Annotated in this window: 17 protein-coding genes and 3 pseudogenes; 11 read left to right on the plus strand and 9 right to left on the minus strand. The window is 52.2% G+C overall.

Annotated features, from left to right (window positions below; translation table 11 throughout):
- Positions 1–252 precede the first annotated feature (252 nt).
- A complete protein-coding gene (locus L855_RS16010; RefSeq protein WP_159789706.1) occupies positions 253–564 on the minus strand; it encodes a hypothetical protein in 312 nt (103 codons plus the stop codon).
- Positions 565–804: 240 nt separating this feature from the next.
- Between L855_RS16010 and L855_RS16015 the strand changes: the two genes are divergently transcribed.
- Positions 805–1,908 (plus strand): TRAP transporter substrate-binding protein, encoded by a 1,104-nt coding sequence (locus tag L855_RS16015; protein WP_159789708.1) that lies wholly within the window; start codon positions 805–807, stop codon positions 1,906–1,908.
- Positions 1,909–1,915: 7 nt separating this feature from the next.
- Here L855_RS16015 and L855_RS16020 read toward each other — a convergent pair whose 3' ends face one another.
- From L855_RS16020 to L855_RS22935, 5 genes and pseudogenes are all read right to left on the minus strand, one after another.
- Positions 1,916–2,587 carry a DUF2834 domain-containing protein gene (locus tag L855_RS16020; protein ID WP_159789710.1) on the minus strand — a complete coding sequence of 224 codons (672 nt, stop codon included), beginning with the start codon at positions 2,585–2,587 and terminating at the stop codon, positions 1,916–1,918.
- A gap of 127 nt (positions 2,588–2,714) precedes the next feature.
- Positions 2,715–4,331 carry a glutamine-hydrolyzing GMP synthase gene (guaA, locus tag L855_RS16025; protein ID WP_159789712.1) on the minus strand — a complete coding sequence of 539 codons (1,617 nt, stop codon included), beginning with the start codon at positions 4,329–4,331 and terminating at the stop codon, positions 2,715–2,717.
- A gap of 101 nt (positions 4,332–4,432) precedes the next feature.
- Positions 4,433–5,449 (minus strand): permease, encoded by a 1,017-nt coding sequence (locus tag L855_RS16030; protein ID WP_159789714.1) that lies wholly within the window; start codon positions 5,447–5,449, stop codon positions 4,433–4,435.
- A 181-nt stretch (positions 5,450–5,630) separates the two neighbouring features.
- A pseudogene (locus L855_RS16035) lies at positions 5,631–6,565 on the minus strand (sigma-70 family RNA polymerase sigma factor).
- A complete protein-coding gene (locus L855_RS22935; protein ID WP_425500580.1) occupies positions 6,492–6,710 on the minus strand; it encodes a sigma-70 factor domain-containing protein in 219 nt (72 codons plus the stop codon). The pseudogene L855_RS16035 and the gene L855_RS22935 overlap by 74 nt, the downstream one beginning before the upstream one ends.
- Positions 6,711–7,598: 888 nt before the next feature.
- Here L855_RS22935 and apcA point away from each other — a divergent pair.
- From apcA to L855_RS16085, 10 genes and pseudogenes are all read left to right on the plus strand, one after another.
- Entirely contained in the window at positions 7,599–8,084 is a 486-nt protein-coding gene (gene apcA / locus L855_RS16040) for an allophycocyanin subunit alpha (protein ID WP_068790359.1), read from the plus strand.
- Between the two features lie 82 nt (positions 8,085–8,166).
- Entirely contained in the window at positions 8,167–8,652 is a 486-nt protein-coding gene (apcB, locus tag L855_RS16045; protein ID WP_068790358.1) for an allophycocyanin subunit beta, read from the plus strand.
- A gap of 260 nt (positions 8,653–8,912) precedes the next feature.
- Complete coding sequence (locus tag L855_RS16050; protein ID WP_074162910.1) at positions 8,913–9,116, plus strand: phycobilisome linker polypeptide; 204 nt, start codon at positions 8,913–8,915, stop codon at positions 9,114–9,116.
- 229 nt (positions 9,117–9,345) lie between these two features.
- Complete coding sequence (pipX, locus tag L855_RS16055) at positions 9,346–9,612, plus strand: transcriptional coactivator PipX (protein WP_159789716.1); 267 nt, start codon at positions 9,346–9,348, stop codon at positions 9,610–9,612.
- A gap of 153 nt (positions 9,613–9,765) precedes the next feature.
- The gene (locus L855_RS16060; protein ID WP_159789718.1) at positions 9,766–10,446 is read left to right on the plus strand and encodes a YggS family pyridoxal phosphate-dependent enzyme; all 681 of its coding nucleotides are present in this window, start codon (positions 9,766–9,768) and stop codon (positions 10,444–10,446) included.
- A gap of 201 nt (positions 10,447–10,647) precedes the next feature.
- Entirely contained in the window at positions 10,648–11,301 is a 654-nt protein-coding gene (locus L855_RS16065) for a cell division protein SepF (protein WP_159789720.1), read from the plus strand.
- Positions 11,302–11,371: 70 nt separating this feature from the next.
- Entirely contained in the window at positions 11,372–11,851 is a 480-nt protein-coding gene (locus tag L855_RS22510) for a pyrroline-5-carboxylate reductase family protein (protein ID WP_425500612.1), read from the plus strand.
- A pseudogene (locus L855_RS22515) lies at positions 11,733–12,285 on the plus strand (pyrroline-5-carboxylate reductase family protein); the annotation flags it as partial. The gene L855_RS22510 and the pseudogene L855_RS22515, both read left to right, overlap by 119 nt.
- 17 nt (positions 12,286–12,302) lie before the next feature.
- Positions 12,303–12,785: pseudogene (gene proC, locus L855_RS16075) on the plus strand (pyrroline-5-carboxylate reductase); the annotation flags it as partial.
- Positions 12,786–13,118: 333 nt separating this feature from the next.
- Positions 13,119–13,828 (plus strand): IS1 family transposase gene (locus L855_RS16085; RefSeq protein ID WP_219729928.1). Its coding sequence is split into 2 segments (ribosomal slippage): positions 13,119–13,416 and positions 13,416–13,828, totalling 711 coding nucleotides; the frame shifts between segments, so codons are not numbered across the junction.
- Between the two features lie 24 nt (positions 13,829–13,852).
- Here L855_RS16085 and L855_RS16090 read toward each other — a convergent pair.
- The 3 genes from L855_RS16090 to L855_RS16100 all read right to left on the minus strand — a co-directional run bounded on the left by L855_RS16090 (position 13,853) and on the right by L855_RS16100 (position 18,346).
- On the minus strand, positions 13,853–15,478 hold the full coding sequence (locus tag L855_RS16090; protein WP_159789724.1) for a TaqI-like C-terminal specificity domain-containing protein: 1,626 nt from the start codon (positions 15,476–15,478) through the stop codon (positions 13,853–13,855).
- Between the two features lie 22 nt (positions 15,479–15,500).
- On the minus strand, positions 15,501–16,616 hold the full coding sequence (gene mnmA, locus L855_RS16095) for a tRNA 2-thiouridine(34) synthase MnmA (RefSeq protein ID WP_159789726.1): 1,116 nt from the start codon (positions 16,614–16,616) through the stop codon (positions 15,501–15,503).
- A gap of 215 nt (positions 16,617–16,831) precedes the next feature.
- Positions 16,832–18,346, minus strand: coding sequence for a trehalase family glycosidase (locus tag L855_RS16100; protein ID WP_159789728.1), 1,515 nt, complete (start codon positions 18,344–18,346; stop codon positions 16,832–16,834).
- Positions 18,347–18,388: the final 42 nt, after the last annotated feature.

Below are 18,388 nucleotides of genomic sequence, written 5' to 3' on the forward strand. Positions count from 1 at the left end.
TGAATTCTATAAGTGTCCTCCTTGAAACGACTAAGCACAGATAAAATCTGTCGCTCCCAACAAAGGGGGGCCATACCCTAACCGGTATAGCCCCCTTTTCTATTGCCCATTGCCCAAAGAGGGCAACCACGGCTGAGCTATTGCTCGCTGACCGCAAGGGTACGCCCCTACGTCTTTTCTGTTCCCTGTTCCCTGTTCCCTGTTCCCTATCTTTTGCCTATTGCCTATTGCCTACTGCCTATTGCCTTCCCCCTAAACCTGCCATTCACGCACCGGAGAATCCTGGCAATCCGTGCCCACCAGATAACTGGCGACTAAGCGACGGCCGACCAAAATTTTCACCTGTTTCGCGAGGCGTAGGGCTTCGATGGGGGCTTCAACAACCGGGATGAGATCGTGGATGCGTTGGGCCATAGCGGGAGTTTGCACGCGGATACAAAATGCTCCCCAGAAGCGGAAAACCTGACATTGCTGTAGAATTTTCAACTGCTGGAGTTCTTCGGGATTCTCGCGATAAAAGTCCCAAAGAAGTTGTGTGAGTTGGCTGGGACGTTTCATGACCATAATGACTTTTTTATTACGGTTTATTAAGTAGATCAGTTTATTAAACGGGTGGGCCGGGAATAACCTACCCAAAAGCGAAACGGCTAAGCTAACCGCCTCATTTTCATTAAAACTCAGAGAGTCAGCAAACAGCTCGTCCACGAAAAAAGACTTAACGTCTTTGCCAAAAGACTTTATAAGACTTAAAAAGCTGTTAAACTCAAAAACTATCTTAAACCCGCTTAAATTACCTAAGTTGCTATGAAACGCCGAGCTTTTGTGACTCGAAGCGCCGTAAGTGCCGCCACCGTCTCCGCCCTCGCCGCTTGTGCCGAAACCGCCGGAACAGGAACGGATGCCAGTTCTCTGCCCCGGGTCAACTGGCGCATGGCCACGAGTTGGCCGCCGTCCCTCGATACCATCTATGGTGGGGCACAAACCGTCTGCCGTCGGGTCAGTGAGATGACTAATGGCCGTTTTACCATTACGCCCTATGCTGCCGGTGAGTTAGTTCCCGCGTTACAAGTGATGGATGCGGTTGAGGGAGGAACCGTAGAATGCGGTCATACCGCCAGTTACTACTACATTGGTAAAAACCTAACCTTAGGCTTTGCCACGACGATGCCTTTTGGCTTAACTGCCCAGCAGCAAAATTCCTGGCTATATCACGGCGGGGGGTTGGAGGCAATGCAGAAAGTCTATAGCGATTTTAATATCATTAATTTCCCAGCCGGAAACACGGGAACGCAAATGGGGGGCTGGTTTAAGCGACAAGTCAATAGTGTCGCCGACCTCAATGGCATGAAACTGCGGGTTCCGGGGTTGGGGGGAACGATTATGGCGCAGATGGGAGCGAATGTGCAGGTTCTGCCCGGTTCAGAAGTCTATCTGGCCCTGGAACGGGGGGCGATTGATGCCGCTGAGTGGGTTGGCCCCTATGATGATTTGAAATTAGGACTGCATCGGGCTGCCCAGTATTATTACTATCCCGGCTGGTGGGAACCGGGGGCGACGTTAGATGTGTTGGTGAATCGCCGGATGTGGGAGCGTTTGCCAGAGGAATATCAGCAGATCTTTGTGGCGGCTACGGTGGAAGCCAATATGACGATGTTGGCTCAGTATGACGCCCTCAATGGTGAGGCGTTACAGGAGTTGGTTGAGGGGGGAACCATCCTCTCAGGCTTCTCTGAGGAGATTATGCAGCGGGGTGAGGAGATTGCTTTGGAGATTTATGAGCAAAATGCTCAAGAGAATGCCTCGTTTAATGAGGTTTATGAGAATTGGCGGGCGTTCCGGGAGGTGGTACAGGGTTGGCATCACCTGAATAAATTCAGCTTCGCACAATATTCACGAGACCAGTCCTAATGGGTGTTTAAGAGGACTGGGGGGAGTCCTGAAGGGCTGGCGTGGCAGCCTCTAGGGGAGGACGCAGGGTGAGGTAGAGAAGAAGGCCCAGGAGGGGAGTGAGGGAGACTGCCCAGAATAGCTTGGGATTATGGAGACCTCGTCGGGCCATGTCATCGCCGAGGAGTGCCGGAACTAGGCCGCAGAGGAGACAGAAGTCTAGACTCATGACATGGATAAAACGGCTGTTTTGCCATTGTTGGCTGAAATCACTCCAATTTCCCTGACTGAGACCCAATCCCAGCAGGGCGATCGCCCCCAGGGTTAAGACTCCTCCCAAAATTCGCGAGTCCCAAAATTTCAGGAGGGGGTTGAGATCCCCCTCTAGGTTGGGGTTGGGATCTCGCAGGGCCAGATAGGGCAAAATGGCAAACGCCCCCACCCCGAAGGAGGCGGCTGCAAATACCCAAGCGCCAATTTTTTGACCCCGGCCATCGGCAAACATCATGGCCCCATAGGCGAAGGGAAAAATTCCCATCAGGTTAAATAGGGCGATAATGGCTGGGTTGAGGGTCTCCCAGTTCCCCGAGGAGAGATCAATAATCAAATCCACTGTTTCCGGGCTATCTGGGGGTGCAAGTAAGAAGGCATAGCCGAGGAAGCCTAGCCAAAGTACGGTGAAGAAGATGCGACGAGTCATGGGGGGAAGAAGGCAAGAGGCAAGAGGCAAAAGGCAAGAGGTAGAACCCACCCCGCCCTCCGGGCACCCCTCCCAAGAGGGGAAAGACGTAGGGGCGTACCCTTGTGGCACTGGGCAAATTGGGGATTTACTCCCATTCGATGGTTCCGGGGGGTTTGGAGGTGACGTCGTAGACAACGCGGTTGACTCCGGCCACTTCGTTGACAATGCGGTTGGAAATCAGTTCGATGAAGTCATAATCGACCCGTGCCCAATCGGCGGTCATCCCGTCTTCGCTGGAGACAAAGCGCAATACGATGGGATAGGCGTAGGTGCGTTGGTCGCCCATGACTCCGACACTGCGGATGGGGAGTAGGACGGCGAAGGCTTGCCAGAAATCGTGGTAGATACCGTGACGATTGATTTCTTGGCGCACGATGTAATCAGCATCCCGTAAGATTTTTAACCGTTCTGGGGTGACTTCTCCCAGGATGCGGATGGCTAGGCCGGGGCCGGGGAAGGGATGACGACGGACGATTTCTTCGGGGAGGCCAATCGAACGTCCGAGGTTGCGAACTTCGTCTTTGAAGAGTTTTCGCAGGGGTTCGATGAGTTTGAATTGTAGGTCTTCGGGTAAACCGCCGACGTTGTGGTGACTTTTGATTTTGACGGCGACTCGTTCCCCGGTTTTGGGGTCGACGTTGGAGTCGGCGGATTCGATGACGTCGGGGTAGAGAGTTCCTTGGGCGAGGTAGTCGAAGGGACCTAGGCGACGGGATTCTTCCTCGAAGACGCGGATGAATTCATGGCCGATGTGACGGCGTTTTTCTTCGGGATCGGTGACGCCGACGAGTTTTTCCAGGAAGCGATCGCGGGCGTTGACGTATTCGACGGGGATATGGAATTGATCTCGGAATAGCTTGACTAACCGTTCCGGCTCATATTTACGCATGAACCCCTGATCGATAAACATACAGGTAAGATTATCGCCGATGGCTCGGTGCAGGAGGAAGGCGAGGGTGGAGGAATCGACGCCGCCGGATAGGGCCAGAAGCACTCGTTTGTCACCGACTCGGGCGCGAATTTCTCGGATCGACTCTTCGACGAAGGCGGCGGTAGTCCAGGTTGGTTCGCAGTCGCAGATGTGATAGACGAAGTTACGAACGAGGGCCTGTCCACCGATGGAGTGGACGACTTCTGGGTGGAATTGTACGCCGTAGATCTGGCGATCGTGGTTGGCGATCGCCGCATTGGGGGTGTTGTCGGTATGGGCGAGAATTTCAAAGCCGTCGGGGAGACAGGTGACGGAGTCGCCGTGACTCATCCACATGGTGGCTCCCTGTTCGACGTTGGTGAGGAGATCGGTGGGGTCGTCAATATGTAGGGCGGCTTTGCCATATTCAGCTAATTCGGCTCGTTCGACGCTTCCGCCGAGTTGTTGAACCATCAGCTGCATTCCGTAACAGACTCCCAAGATGGGGATACCCAGTTGCCAAATTTTGGGGTCACATTGAGGGGCATTCTCGTCATAGACTGAGTTGGGACCGCCTGAGAGAATAATTCCTTTGGGATTGAGGCGTTCTAAATCTGCCGCACTGGTGCGATAGGACAAGACTTCTGAATAGACCTCGGTTTCGCGAATCCGACGGGCGATCAGCTCGGAATATTGAGACCCAAAATCCAAAATCACGATGAGTTGACGTTGGGTGTCCTGGGTGTCGGTGTCGAGATGGGTGGGTTCTGGAGTCTGGGTTTGAGCGGTCATGGGTAGGCAAGATGGGGGAGGGTGGATGGGGAAACAGCCACCCTACCATTCCTGCCAGGGCGATCGCCCCCGGAAGACTCAGGTTTGTGATTGGGGTTTTGCTAAAGAACGTAGATATGTAGGCCGAGGGTGAGCAGGAAGGTGAGTTGGGCGGTGATGGCAAATAGGTAAAACACGGTTCGAGGACGAAACACCGATAACATCAGACCGATACTTTTAAGATCTACCGTCGGACCAAAGACAAGAAAGGCCAGCAGGGCGCTACTGGTGAACATGGAGGCGAAGGAAAGGGCGAAGAAGGCGTCGACGGTGGAACAGATGGACACGACTAGGGCCAGTAACATCATGGTCAGGATGGGAACAATGGTTCCTTGACCTAGGCTGACGATGGTCTCGCGAGGGACGGCGGTTTGGATAATGGCGACAATGCCACTCCCGAGGACAAGTACACCACCGAGTTCGCGAATTTCTCGAATAATGTTATCGACAAATACCACCATCCGATTGGCGTTTTGCTGGGTTCCTAAGAGGAGAGTTCCTAAATCGCCTCCCATGACGGCGGCGTTTTCTAGGGCGATGGGTTGGCTGGTTCCTAGAAAATAGGTTCCTGATCCGAGTAGGGGGGAGATGGGGTCTTCTGTTGGGGTGGCGATCGCCCGGGGCATGGAACGCACGAGTTTCGGGTGCAGCATGGAGCGAATGTCTTTCTGAACGCTGAAAATCACCCCGATGACGGTGGCAATAATCAGGGTGAGAAGGACACGCCAAAAGACCATTTCCGGGCGATCGCGGAATGCGATCCAGGTGGACCAAATGACAATTGGGTTAATGGTTGGGGCGGCCAGTAGAAAGCCGATAGCCACAGCGGAAGGCACGCCCTGGGCTAACAGTCGCCGAGCTACGGGAACGTTGCCGCATTCACAAACGGGAAACAGAAAGCCAATACAACTGCCGACCAATGCCCCTAACACGGCATTCCGAGGCATCATGGCAACTAATTTACGCTCGTTGACAAAGGCCAGGAGGGCGCTGGAGAGTAGCACCCCCAGCAGCAGAAAGGGTAAGGCTTCAACGAGCAGACTAAAGAAGATGGTAAAGGCGTAATTGAGCTGGGTCATATACGGCGGCTCTTACTCAAGTGTGAGGGCGAGAGGGACGACTGGGACAGTGTGGGTGGGCAATCTGTTGGTGGGGAATTCAGGATTTAGTGGAAATTCAGATGTCCAGAAAAAAGCCGTCCCAATGGGACGGCGCTATTTTAGCAAACCTCTCGGGGCCAGGATCTGGCTGGCTCAAGGGCTAACTGGCTAGGTATTCACGGACTGTGGCGCGACGACGGCGCAGATGGCTCAGGGCCTGGTGTTCGAGTTGGCGGACTCGTTCGCGGCTGAGGTTGAGTTGGGCGCCGACTTTAGCTAAGGAAAGTTCTTTGCCGTCACTTAAGCCAAAGCGAAGACTGATCACTTCCCGCTGTTGGGGGGTCAGTTCGGCCAGCATACAATCGAGGTCTTGGCGCAAGAGTTGCTGGGTGGCAAACTGTTCGGGCGATGCGGTTTCATCTTCGAGCAGTTCTTGTAACTCGGTGTCTTAGGGAAATCGGCTGGCGGGAGACGCTGAGATATTCCCGAACTTGGTAGGGTTCGAGGTCCAGTTCCTGGGCGATTTCCTTCATGGAGGGACTGCGCCCGAGTTTTTGGGTCAGTTCTCGTTGGGCCCGTTTGATTTTGTTGAGTTTTTCGGTGATGTGAATGGGAAGGCGAATGGTTCGCGCTTGTTGGGCGATCGCTCGGGTGATGGCCTGACGAATCCACCAGTAGGCATAGGTGGAGAATTTATAGCCACGGGTGGGATCGAATTTTTCAACTCCCCGTTCGAGTCCCAGGGTTCCTTCTTGGATTAAGTCCAAAAATTCGAGATTCCGTTTTTGGTATTTTTTGGCGATCGCCACCACTAGACGCAAATTTGCCTCGATCATTTTGCGTTTGGCCCGTTGACCGGTGTGTAGGGTATTACGCAAGCTATCCAGGTCGAGTTTGGCTTTTTGTGCCCACTCACTTTCGCTGGGAGGTGTGTAGGGTATTACGCAAGCTATCCAGGTCGAGTTTGGCTTTTTGTGCCCACTCACTTTCGCTGGGCGCGCGATCGAGAGACTCGCTGAGTTCATCCCGAAGTTCCAGCAATGCCATCATCGCTTGAACTTGTTTGAGCGCGATCGAGAGACTCGCTGAGTTCATCCCGAAGTTCCAGCAATGCCATCATCGCTTGAACTTGTTTGCCCAAGATAATTTCCTGTTCGTGGGTCAGCAAAGGAACACGACCGATTTCGTGCAGGTATGTCCGCACCGTATCGGCATTCAAAGTGGGGTTAGCGGTTTTCATGTTGGTGTTGGCTGTGGGCATACGTCGATGAAAGCAACGAACGGCAACGAACGACGGAATCGGACTGACCTAAAGGTTTGTGAATAGTGGGGTCATTAACGACTTCGATAACGACTTCGATGAAACAGCTTTAAGGGGTTGTACGCCATTAAAGCCATCATGGATTTTGTGCGGCTAGCCTTATGCTAATGTCATGATTTTTTTTTGCACAGATCGGAATACCTCACTCCAATTGTCTCGTTGAGTTTTTAGGAGTTTTGAGTTGAAGGGGGTTATAGATTATCCTCTCGATGACTGGGAAACCTCCCGCTTTAGGGTCTAGGATGTTTACTACATCGCCCACGGTAGTGTTTCCAGAAATCATCCTCAAGAGTTTTTGAGGATTAAGGTGGATGCATTGGGACAATTTTTAACCTGGCTGACTCGCCCCTCCCCTGATGCTCGCAGCTAGAAGACACCGCCAGGGAACCTCAAAAACCCCCCTTCTAGGGTTTTGACGCAGGGAAGGGCATTCGGGTTTCCTTGATTGGGGTCGGTTGTGGGCTACGTTTCGATGACAATCCCCCCAAAACCCAGTCGCTCGACGACTTGCCGTAAACTTCTGTTACGTTTTCCTTGAGGGGAATAACTGCCGCTAACCCTTGCGATTTCTGGGTTTCATGTCAAATCTTTGGGCGATCGCTGCCGTGGGTTCCTGAGAAAAATATTACAAACTATGAAGTTACCCCAGGGATCGTTAACCTTATGCTGCACAATGACCATGATTGCAAAACGGGAACTGCTCCCGCTCGCCAGTGGCCACTCCCCCGAGTCAAATGGGGACAAGCTACTGAGTGATTAGTCAATACAACCTTAAACTAACTTTCCCTTCTGGAGGAATCGCACATCATGAGTATCGTCACGAAGTCAATCGTGAATGCCGACGCTGAGGCTCGTTACCTCAGCCCCGGCGAACTAGATCGCATCAAGAGCTTTGTCACCTCCGGTGCAGCTCGTCTTCGCATCGCTCAAGTTTTAACCGATTCTCGTGAGCGGATTGTCAAAGAAGCCGGTAACCAACTCTTCCAAAAACGCCCCGATGTGGTCTCCCCCGGCGGAAACGCGTTTGGTGAAGAGATGACCGCCACCTGCCTGCGTGACATGGACTACTACCTGCGCCTCGTCACCTATGGTGTTGTTTCCGGTGACGTTACCCCCATCGAAGAGATTGGTCTCGTGGGCGTTCGTGAAATGTACCGCTCCTTGGGAACCCCCATTGATGCCGTTGCAGAAAGCGTTCGTTGCATGAAAAACGTCGCCACCGGTTTGATGTCTGCGGACGATGCTGTCGAAGCAGCTTCTTACTTCGACTACGTGATCGGTGCGATGCAATAGAGTCGGTATTCGACTTTAATCGCCAAGCTTTCACAAACTCGCATTTCTAAATCCATCAAATTCACAACAAAACGAAAGGATCATGCAAGACGCAATCACCGCTGTAATCAACTCCTCTGATGTTCAAGGCAAGTACCTCGACGGGTCTGCCATGGACAAGCTCAAAGGCTACTTCCAAACCGGCGAACTGCGCGTCCGTGCAGCCGCTACGATCTCGGCTAACGCCGCTACGATCGTTAAAGAAGCCGTTGCTAAATCCCTGCTGTACTCTGATGTGACCCGTCCCGGCGGTAACATGTACACCACCCGTCGCTATGCAGCTTGCATCCGTGACTTGGACTACTACCTCCGCTACTCCACCTACGCCATGCTGGCCGGCGATCCCTCCATCCTCGACGAGCGTGTGCTGAATGGCCTCAAAGAAACCTACAACTCTCTGGGTGTTCCCGTGGGTTCTACGGTTCAAGCGATCCAAGCCATGAAAGATGTCACCGCTAGCTTGGTTGGCCCCGATGCCGGTAAAGAAATGGGCGTGTACTTCGACTACATCTGCTCTGGCTTAAGCTAGGTATCCCCATCCGATCGCCATTGGCGTGACGTTCTGTAGCGAAATTGGCGGACGGCGATCGTTGGTCTGGGAAATCCGGGGTGAGTGCAATTTGGTAGAGATATGGGTTCTCTTGGGAACTCATCTAACTCAGAGTTGGAACATCAAGCCAACAGTATTGACTCTGGACTCCCAGGCTTTCGATCTAGCATCTGAAACCCTAATAAAAAAATCCCTAAAACTTCTAATCCTTTAACCCCTTAGCCAGGAGAATTTTCCCCATGCGTATGTTTCGCGTTACTGCCTGTGTTCCGAGTCAGACTCGCATTCGGACTCAGAGAGAGTTGCAAAACACCTACTATACAAAACTGGTTCCCTACGACAACTGGTTCCGTGAACAACAGCGGATCATGAAAATGGGTGGCAAAATCGTCAAGGTTGAATTGGCCACCGGTAAGCCCGGAACCAACACCGGCTTGAAGTAGAGTTGACGCTGTTGGCTCATCTACACCCCAGACGTTCAGGGCGAGAGGTCATTGTACCTCTCGTTTTTCGTATCTTTTGAGAATCTCTCGGCTCGATGGTCTCTGGGATGGCTCAGTCTACCGCTTGCCCCATTGATGGGGTTTCCAAGACCTGCTATGTTTAAGTCTTTAACCTGATGTGGCTCTGGGGATGTCCCTCAGACCCTGTATGGTCGTCCTGAATCGCCCCATGAACACCGAAACTTATCTCAATCATCCCACCTTCGGCTTGCTATTTCGCGTCTGCCCCATTGGAGAAGATCGAGAACTATTCACAACGTTGTATGCTCAACGCCTATTTTTTATCGTAACCACCGGTGAGCGAGGTTTGCTCTTTGAGCCGCTCACCCGAGCTGATGCCAGAGCAGTCATTGAAAATCGTCTGCGCCAATTGCGCCGCACGGGACTGACTCAAGACCATGAAAAGTTACAAAAGATTCGTAAACAGATGTTCTAGGGCCCGAGCTTTTCTGGCTTTAGTCGCAATAAATAAGACGTTAGCTCCCCCAATAGTCTGTATTCTAGAGACGTATGTCGATTATCAATTGTCCATTATCAATTGTCTATTATTGCAATACTGTTGTTAGAGGTAGGTTACTGAGTCGTTTTCATGTCGTTTGAGGAGTTATCGATTGCCGATCGCATTGCTAAAATTCGTCCGACGCTTCCCGAGTCGGTGCGCTTGATTGCGGTGTCTAAACTGAAACCCGCTAGTGCGATTCGTCAGGCTTATGAGGCGGGAATCCGGGATTTTGGGGAAAGTCGCATCCAAGAGGCGATCGCCAAACAAGAGGAACTTGAGGATTTAGAGGATATTACCTGGCATTTCATCGGCCATCTGCAAACGAATAAGGCGAAGCTGGCTTTGGAGCGAATGCAATGGATTCATTCAGTTGATCGCCTGAAACTGGCCCGCGAAATCCAGCGTCTGGTGGAAAAAGGTAGTCCCTGCCCGAATCTTTGTCTACAGGTCAAATTTCGCCCCGATGCCAATAAATCGGGCTGGGATTGGCCGGATTTAGAGCCAGACTTGCCCCGACTCGATGACCTCTCGGCCCTGAAGGTTCAGGGACTGATGACAATTCTGCCCTTTGGCTTGCCCTCGGAGGAAAGTCGGGTCATTTTTCGAGAGGCCCGTCAGGGGTGCGATCGCCTACAAGAGCAGTCCTGGAAGCATTTACACTTCTCGCAACTATCTATGGGGATGTCCGACGATTATCCCTTAGCAGTGGAAGCGGGAAGTACCATGGTGCGTTTAGGGCGTATTCTCTTTGGCGATCGCCCCCAGTAAGACAGACAGGTTTCGAGGACATTCAAACCGGTAGGATAAGAAACCCATAAATCTTGATTAAGCTGGGTTGCATTGTGATCTATCCCAGCTACAATAGGGGCGGATCACCTTTGCCGATCAGTCAATTGACCCTGTTGAATGGATTGAGATCCTTAACAATCAGTCATTCAACCTGAATCGGAGTGTTTAGCCGGAGTCGCCATGAGCAATATTTTTTCAAAGCTACGGGATTTCATCAATCCGGACGAGCCGGTTGATTATCAGTACGACTATGACGATATGGAGGGCAATAGCCCCGCTTATCAGCCCCTCTATCCCAGTGAAAGTAACGCATCGGCTCCCAACACCGATGTCAGCAGTACCGGGACTCGTTTACGCGATCGCTCGCCCCTAAGCAGTTCCGCCGGCTTAACGCCTCCCCCTCCTCAGCGGGGTTCAAGTATGAATTCAGGAATGAGTAACGTGATTGGATTACCTGGCGCAGCAAGTGGCATTTCCGAAGTTGTGGTGATGGAACCACGTACCTTTGAAGAGATGCCCCAAGCCATTCAAGCTTTACGGGAACGGAAATCAGTTGTCCTGAACTTAACCGTGATGGACCCAGATCAGGCACAGCGGGCCGTTGACTTCATCGCCGGAGGAACCTTTGCCCTCGACGGTCATCAAGAACGCATTGGCGAGAGTATTTTCCTATTCACCCCCAGTTGCGTGCAGGTTAGCACCCAATCCGGTGTCGTGCGGGATGTGATGCAGCCCCATCTACAAGCCCCCGGTAGCAGCAATGCCGGGCAAAGTAGTAACAGCGGCTCAACCCCCAGTTGGGTTCCCGATTTCGGTCGTGTTGCCCAATCCTAAGCCTCTGGTTCGTCCTCACAGTTAGTCTAAGCCCTTGTCTTCTTCCCTTGCGATTATCGGCGGTGGCATGATGGCCGAAGCCATCCTCTCCCGCCTTTTAGCCCAACAAGTGTATCGTCCCGAAGCGGTTTCGGTGGGTGAGCCGAACCCTCAACGTCGGGAGTATTTAGCAAAAACCTATCAGGTGCAGGTCAGCGATGATAACGCCAGCATTGCGGCTGAGGCCCAGACGCTTCTTTTAGCCATCAAGCCGCAGATTTTTGCTGCCGTTTCTGGGCAACTTCCTCCCGGAACGCTCTCCCCCCAGACCTTAGTGATTTCCATTTTGGCAGGAACCCCCCTGTCTAAGTTAGAGGCGGCGTTTCCCGGTTCCCCTGTGGTGCGGGTGATGCCCAATACCCCCGCCACCGTCGGCGCGGGAATTTCTGCAGTTTCCCGGTTCCCCTGTGGTGCGGGTGATGCCCAATACCCCCGCCACCGTCGGCGCGGGAATTTCTGCCTTGAGTCCAGGCCAAGGGGTGACGGAAGAGAGATTAGCGGTGGCTCGTAAGCTGCTGAGTGCTGTGGGAGAGGTCGTTGAGGTTCCTGAACGGCTCATGGAGATTAGCGGTGGCTCGTAAGCTGCTGAGTGCTGTGGGAGAGGTCGTTGAGGTTCCTGAACGGCTCATGGATGCGGTCACAGGGTTATCGGGGTCAGGGCCGGGCTATGTGGCGCTGATGGTTGAAGCGCTCAGTGATGGGGGTGTGGCGGCGGGATTGCCTCGGGCCACGGCCCAACAGTTGGCGATCGCCACCCTACGGGGAACGGCTCAACTCCTCAGCGAAACGGGATTACATCCAGGAGAACTCAAGGATCGCGTCACCAGTCCTGGGGGAACGACGATTGCCGGAATTGCTCAACTGGAGGCGCAAGGACTGCGATCGGCCCTGATTTCGGCAGTGCAAGCGGCCGCTGAGCGGTCTAAGGCCTTGGGAAACGGTTAATCTTCAAACACAAGAAGTTTCCCGGTTCCCCTGTGGTGCGGGTGATGCCCAATACCCCCGCCACCGTCGGCGCGGGAATTTCTGCTTTGAGTCCAGGCCAAGGGGTGACGGAAGAGGGATTAGCGGTGGCTCGTAAGCTGCTGAGTGCTGTGGGAGAGGTCGTTGAGGTTCCTGAACGGCTCATGGATGCGGTCACAGGGTTATCGGGGTCAGGGCCGGGCTATGTGGCGCTGATGGTTGAAGCGCTCAGTGATGGGGGTGTGGCGGCGGGATTGCCTCGGGCCACGGCCCAACAGTTGGCGATCGCCACCCTACGGGGAACGGCTCAACTCCTCAGCGAAACGGGATTACATCCAGGAGAACTCAAGGATCGCGTCACCAGTCCTGGGGGAACGACGATTGCCGGAATTGCTCAACTGGAGGCGCAAGGACTGCGATCGGCCCTGATTTCGGCAGTGCAAGCGGCCGCTGAGCGGTCTAAGGCCTTGGGAAACGGTTAATCTTCAAACACAAGAAAATCTTGACCAACAACTCGAAGCGGCTCAGTTGACAGGTCTGCAACAAGGTCTACAACAGGGTCTGCAACAGGGCGAACGTCGTGTGGTAGAAAATTTGTTGCGGGTTCGCTTTGGCTCCCTTGATGATGAATTACTCATTCTGAATTAATGCGATTTTACAATTACCGGCAGAGGAATTTACCCCTCTGTTGATGCAATTGTCTCGTGAGGAGTTGATTGAACACTTCCGAGAGAGGGAGTAATACTATTTTCGGTAGTACTAGAGAGGTAATGATGGATTTGTTAGGATGATCATGAAGCGACAGAACAACCCCCATGCCTCACTGCCCTGATTGCAATTCTAAGCGAACCGTCAAAAATGGCCACATCCACACGGGCAAGCAACGGTATCTATGCCGTAACTGTGGTCGTCAGTTTGTCAAAAACCCAACCAATAAGGTCATCGACACCCCGACTCGCGAACTCATTGACCGGCTCTTGCTAGAACGCATCCCGATGGCTGGAATTGCCCGGGCGGTTCAGGTGTCTGAGCAATGGCTGCAAGACTATGTCAACTGTAAAGCCGCCCAGACACACAGGCAAGTCGCTGTCAGTCCAAAAAAAAAGGGCCGATGACGGTGCAATGTGATGAACTTTGGTCGTTTGTGGATTACAAGGGCAACAAACAATGGGTCTGGTTAGCTCTCGATGCCGAGACCCGTGAGATGATCGGCGCTTATGTCGGTTCTCGCGCTGCCGAGAGTGCGCAAAACCTCTGGGATTCCCTACCCACAGTCTATCGGCAATGTGCTGTGATCTACACTGACGCTTGGGAGGCTTACCGGCAGGTGCTGCCGAGCAAACGACACCGGGTCGTCAGTAAGTCGAGTGGCAAGACCAGTTACATTGAACGGTTTAACAATACCCTCAGGCAAAGGGTTTCACGCTTTGTCCGACGCAGCTTAGCCTTCTCCAAGAGTCTACGGAATCACATCGGCCTCCTGTGGAATTTTATTCACCACTACAACGCATCATTACCTCTCTAGTACTACCCGGATTTTTATGATTTTTTATCGATTGACCTCAATAACTCGATAGCTTCCCCTCGCAACTTCCTCCAAAGACAAGAAATTCAAAAAATCTTGTTCACAAAATCGCTCATATCTATCAAAATAATTCACAAAAATCGGTAGTAATTCCAAATCCCCCCTCAACACCTTGCAAGTTCTAAATAGCTTCTGAAACAACCAACTCATCAAGCGACTATTTAAGAGTTCCGCAAGTTGCCGTGAACTCAAGGGATGCTTATCGTTAAGGATAAGCAAATTGGCACTATTGAGAATAAACCGCTGTTCAGTATCATGAAAAAATACCAGGTCTGAGGCGATAAATTTATAAATCAGTTTTTCTGGGGCTTGATATCGGGATAGGGGCGCGACCTGTTGATACTGTGAGAAGTCCCCAGGAATAAAGCAGGAGGGGGGTTTCAGTCCAGATTTGCTAATATCTGACCCCTTATAAACGGGGATATACCCTTCTTTTTTTTCGCGGGCACAATACTTTTTATTATTGCCCGTAACAATCCCTAACCCCCATTGGGCAAACCCCGCCAATGTTTGATGCTCTTGCTTGAATAAATGTTCAATTACTCTCAACTCTTGCTCAGAACAGGTGAAATTAAAAATCGATTTGGGGTTCTGAGAAAAGGTCTTTTGAGGAAGATGATACTCAGCCTCAGAGGTGATTGATAAAAGGCGATCGCCCAAATGGGGACTCTCGCGACGTAGGATAATCCCTTGGGCTTTAGTCATCAAGCCCTTAAAGGGTTTGCCAAAATCAATTAAACTGATGATTTTCTGCTTCAGGGCGATTTGACGGGCGCTTTCAAAGCTGGCAATGTTGAAAAATGCTTCTTGGACCAGGAAGCCTAAATATCCCGACGATCGCAGAACCCTTAGACTCGCAAAAAAGAAGAGGGCGCTGGTATCTTTGCTTGTTCCTACGGCTAATTTTAGCGCCCAGTGGTCTCGTTCAGATTTGGGAAGTTTTTTACCCCAAGGGGGATTTGTGAAGATAATATCAAACTGGGGTTCTGGATGTTCAGCAGCGAGTTTTAGGAAGTCCTGAACCGCGAGATTGACGTCATTTCCTCCCTCAAAGGCGGTGAGTCGTTGGCGGGCGATCGCCACGGCGGTTTCATCAGTATCATAGCCATAAATGTTTGACGGTTTAATTCCTCGCTTAATGGCTTCAATTAAAAAGTTTCCCGTTCCACAGCAGGGGTCACAAAACACGAACCTGGAACTATCATCGGGAAGATAATCTAAAAAACGCGTCACTACCTGAGGAGGGGTATAAAAAATGCCCTCTTGATTTCGATAGGACTGAGATAAACCCGCCTCATACCGCTGGCTGAGAGAGTCATCGCCTAGTTTTTGAGTCTGAACCTCCCGTAAAATATCCTGTTTCAACTGCTCATGATGATGGCTATCTTTGCAGGATTTATTCGCCCGTTGGGTGAGTTTTTCCTTACCGAGAATATCCCGTTGAAAGGCGGTTAAGGAGTCATGGCTGATGCCGTTGTTTTCCGTTTTTTCTAAGTATCCTAGTTTCAGCCAATTACGAACAGAAGCCGCCGAGACATTTAGCATCTCAGCGACTTCATGTAGGGTAAAGACATCGTTGGGGTTGACCACGGATTGATGACCCGTTTAGCCCCTAAGAGGATTGGGAGGGACGTTCTGAGAGGGTGACTGGGGAATTCACCACATCGGAGGACTCGATAATCCCGCCGCCGAGTAACACATCCCCGTCATACCAAACGGCCGCTTGGCCGGGGGTAATCCCAAATAGGGGTTCATCAAACTTGACCTGAATCCGTCCCTCCTCTAAGGGAACTAGGGTCGCCTCAGCGGGACGAGTGCGGTAGCGGACTTGCACTTGAGCGCGAACTGGGGCGGAGGGGGCGGCCATGCCCACCCAGTTGACCCGGTTCACTGTACAATCGGGATGATGGACACTGGCGCGATCGCCCACCACGACTTGATTGCGTCCAGTATCCAACGCCACAACATATAACGGATGTGCCGCTGCAATCCCGAGGCCCTTGCGTTGGCCAATGGTGTAGTTATGAATCCCCTCATGTTGTCCCAAAACCTTGCCATCGAGGTCGACAATATCCCCCGGTTTCGGCGCGAGGTATTTCTCCAGAAAGGTTTTCATGGAACCATGGGACTCCACTAAACATAAATCTTGACTTTCTGGCTTCTCCGCTGTCAGGAGATTAAATTCAGCGGCGATGCGGCGAGTTTCTGATTTGGGATATTTGCCGAGAGGGAAGACACAATGGGCCAACACCTCTTGAGAGAGGTCATAGAGGAAATAGGTTTGGTCTTTTTGCCGGTCAATGGCCCGTAAGAGGCGGTAGCGGCCCGTCTCTTCATCAAAATCGACTTGGGCATAATGCCCGGTGGCAATTTTATCAACCCCTAATTCCTCGCGGGCATAGTCAATCATGGGGCCAAACTTGACGGCCCGATTACATTGGGAACAGGGAAGTGGGGTGACTCCGGCACTATAGCCTGAGACGAGATAGTTGATGATGTTGTTTTCAAAAACTTCGCGGCTGTCCACCACATGATGGGGAACCCCTAACTGTTCACAGAGTTCGGCGGCATCTACCATTCCTTCTGAACAGCATTGACCTTTACCCTTCATTAGCCAAAGGGTTAATCCCACGACGTCATAGCCTTCGTGGTGTAGTAGGGCTGCTGCTGTTGAGCTATCGACTCCGCCGGATAGGCCGACGACAACTTTTTTGGAGGAATGGGTCATAAGGGGCAAGAGGCAAGAGGCAAGAGGCAAGAGGCAAAAAAAAGACGTAGGGGCGTACCCTTGTGGTCGCCCGAGGCAAGGGGGAACCACAGAGTCACAGACGACACAGAGAAAGAGGGAGGCTGCGAACGCTTGTGGTTGCCTTGCTGGGTTTGCCTTTGGGATTTCGATAATTCTCCTCCCATCTTAACAAACCTCTGGGGGGTAGAGGGGGGTTAGTGCGATCGCTCCTGCCAGTCGTGGATGAGTTCGCGGACGACGCCGTTGGTCCAGCCGAAGCCGATTTCGTTGGAACTGTAGCCGAAGAGGATTTCAGCGGAGACATCGGCTGAACATCGTTCCACATCGTATTTTTCCACGAGGGTTCCGCTTTTCTCAAATTCTGTGACCACCACGTTGATGAATTTCTCTGTGAGACGGTCCGCTTCGTCGTGATAGCCGTAGCGACGTAGCCCCTTAATGGCAAATAACTGTAAGGGTGCCCAGCCGAAGGGGGCATCCCATTGATTCCCGGAGACATGGGTACTGGTGAGGAGTCCGCCTTTGGTCTCGAATTTGGGCAGATTATCGACCAAGCGTTGGGCTTGTTCAGGGGAGGCGAGTCCGGCCCAGAGGGGCATCAAGGTGGTGACAAATTCGTAGGTTCCTCGGGTTTCGGTGCGGAAGTTGTAGTCGAAATATAACCCGGCTTCTTCATTCCAGAGGAAACGGTCGATTTCTTTTTGTCGGGTGTTGGCGTATTTCTTCCAGACTTCTACGGAGTCCCAATGTCCCATGAGATGGTGGATTTCGGCGATGTCTCGTTCCATCTGGTAGAGGAGGACGTTAAGACAGACGGGGACGTAATGGATGATATCGGCACTAAAGGGGCCAAAGCGGTTGGTAATGTCAAAGCCTGATTCTCGCATGGCGCGATCGCCCTGATAGAACAGTTCCGTGAGACTATCGGTGTTGCGGTTATAGAATAAACTCAGGTCATAGTCCTCAACGGGATAATGGCGATAATAGTCGCGCACCCGTTCATAGTGGGTTCGTCCATGTTCATCCCGTTCTGAGTTGACCACTTCGGGGGCGGGGGTGGTGACTCGGGTGTAATAGCGAGAGAGTCCGGTGGAGGCGTTCAGGTGGGGGGGAACGGTCCAGTAGAAATAATAGCGTTCTAGGGCCGGTAGGAGCGATCGCAGCCAATCGCGATCTTCGGTGTAGGCGAACAGTTCCAAGGCCCCGCGAGCCAATAATGGTGGATGAGAGCGTTCCAACATATAGGATCGGTTGGCGTTTAAGACGGTTCCATAATGCTCAATCTCATACACCAGCAAGTCCACGGCATTCCGGGCTAACTCCAGTTCCCCATCTCGTAATAGGCCCAGGGCGATGAAGTAACTATCCCAGCCATAGAGTTCGTTGAAGCGGCCACCGGGAACGACGTAGGATTTGGGCAAATAGAGTAAGCCATGGTCTTCAATCTGATCCATTTCTGGCGGCAGAATCCGTAATTCAATTTGACTGAACTCTGACGGGGGCAAAATCTCCTGTAAGTCGGCTTCGACGACAGCGAGGTCTTCTTGGGGGGAAATATAGACAATCCACGGTGAACCGGGAAGGCGATCGATTTTACTGTCTTTCGCGGCTTCTAGGATATGTGCTTGGGTGCGAGTGAGTGTTGTCCAAGTGTCACGGATGTACTTAAACATCGGTTGCAGGCGAGGGCTGTTGGGGGTAAAGGGCATATTAGGGGATAGGGGATAGGGAATAGGGAATAGATAGGAGGG

The organism is Sodalinema gerasimenkoae IPPAS B-353 (assembly GCF_009846485.1).
GTDB classification, from domain to species: Bacteria; Cyanobacteriota; Cyanobacteriia; order Cyanobacteriales; family Geitlerinemataceae; genus Sodalinema; species Sodalinema gerasimenkoae.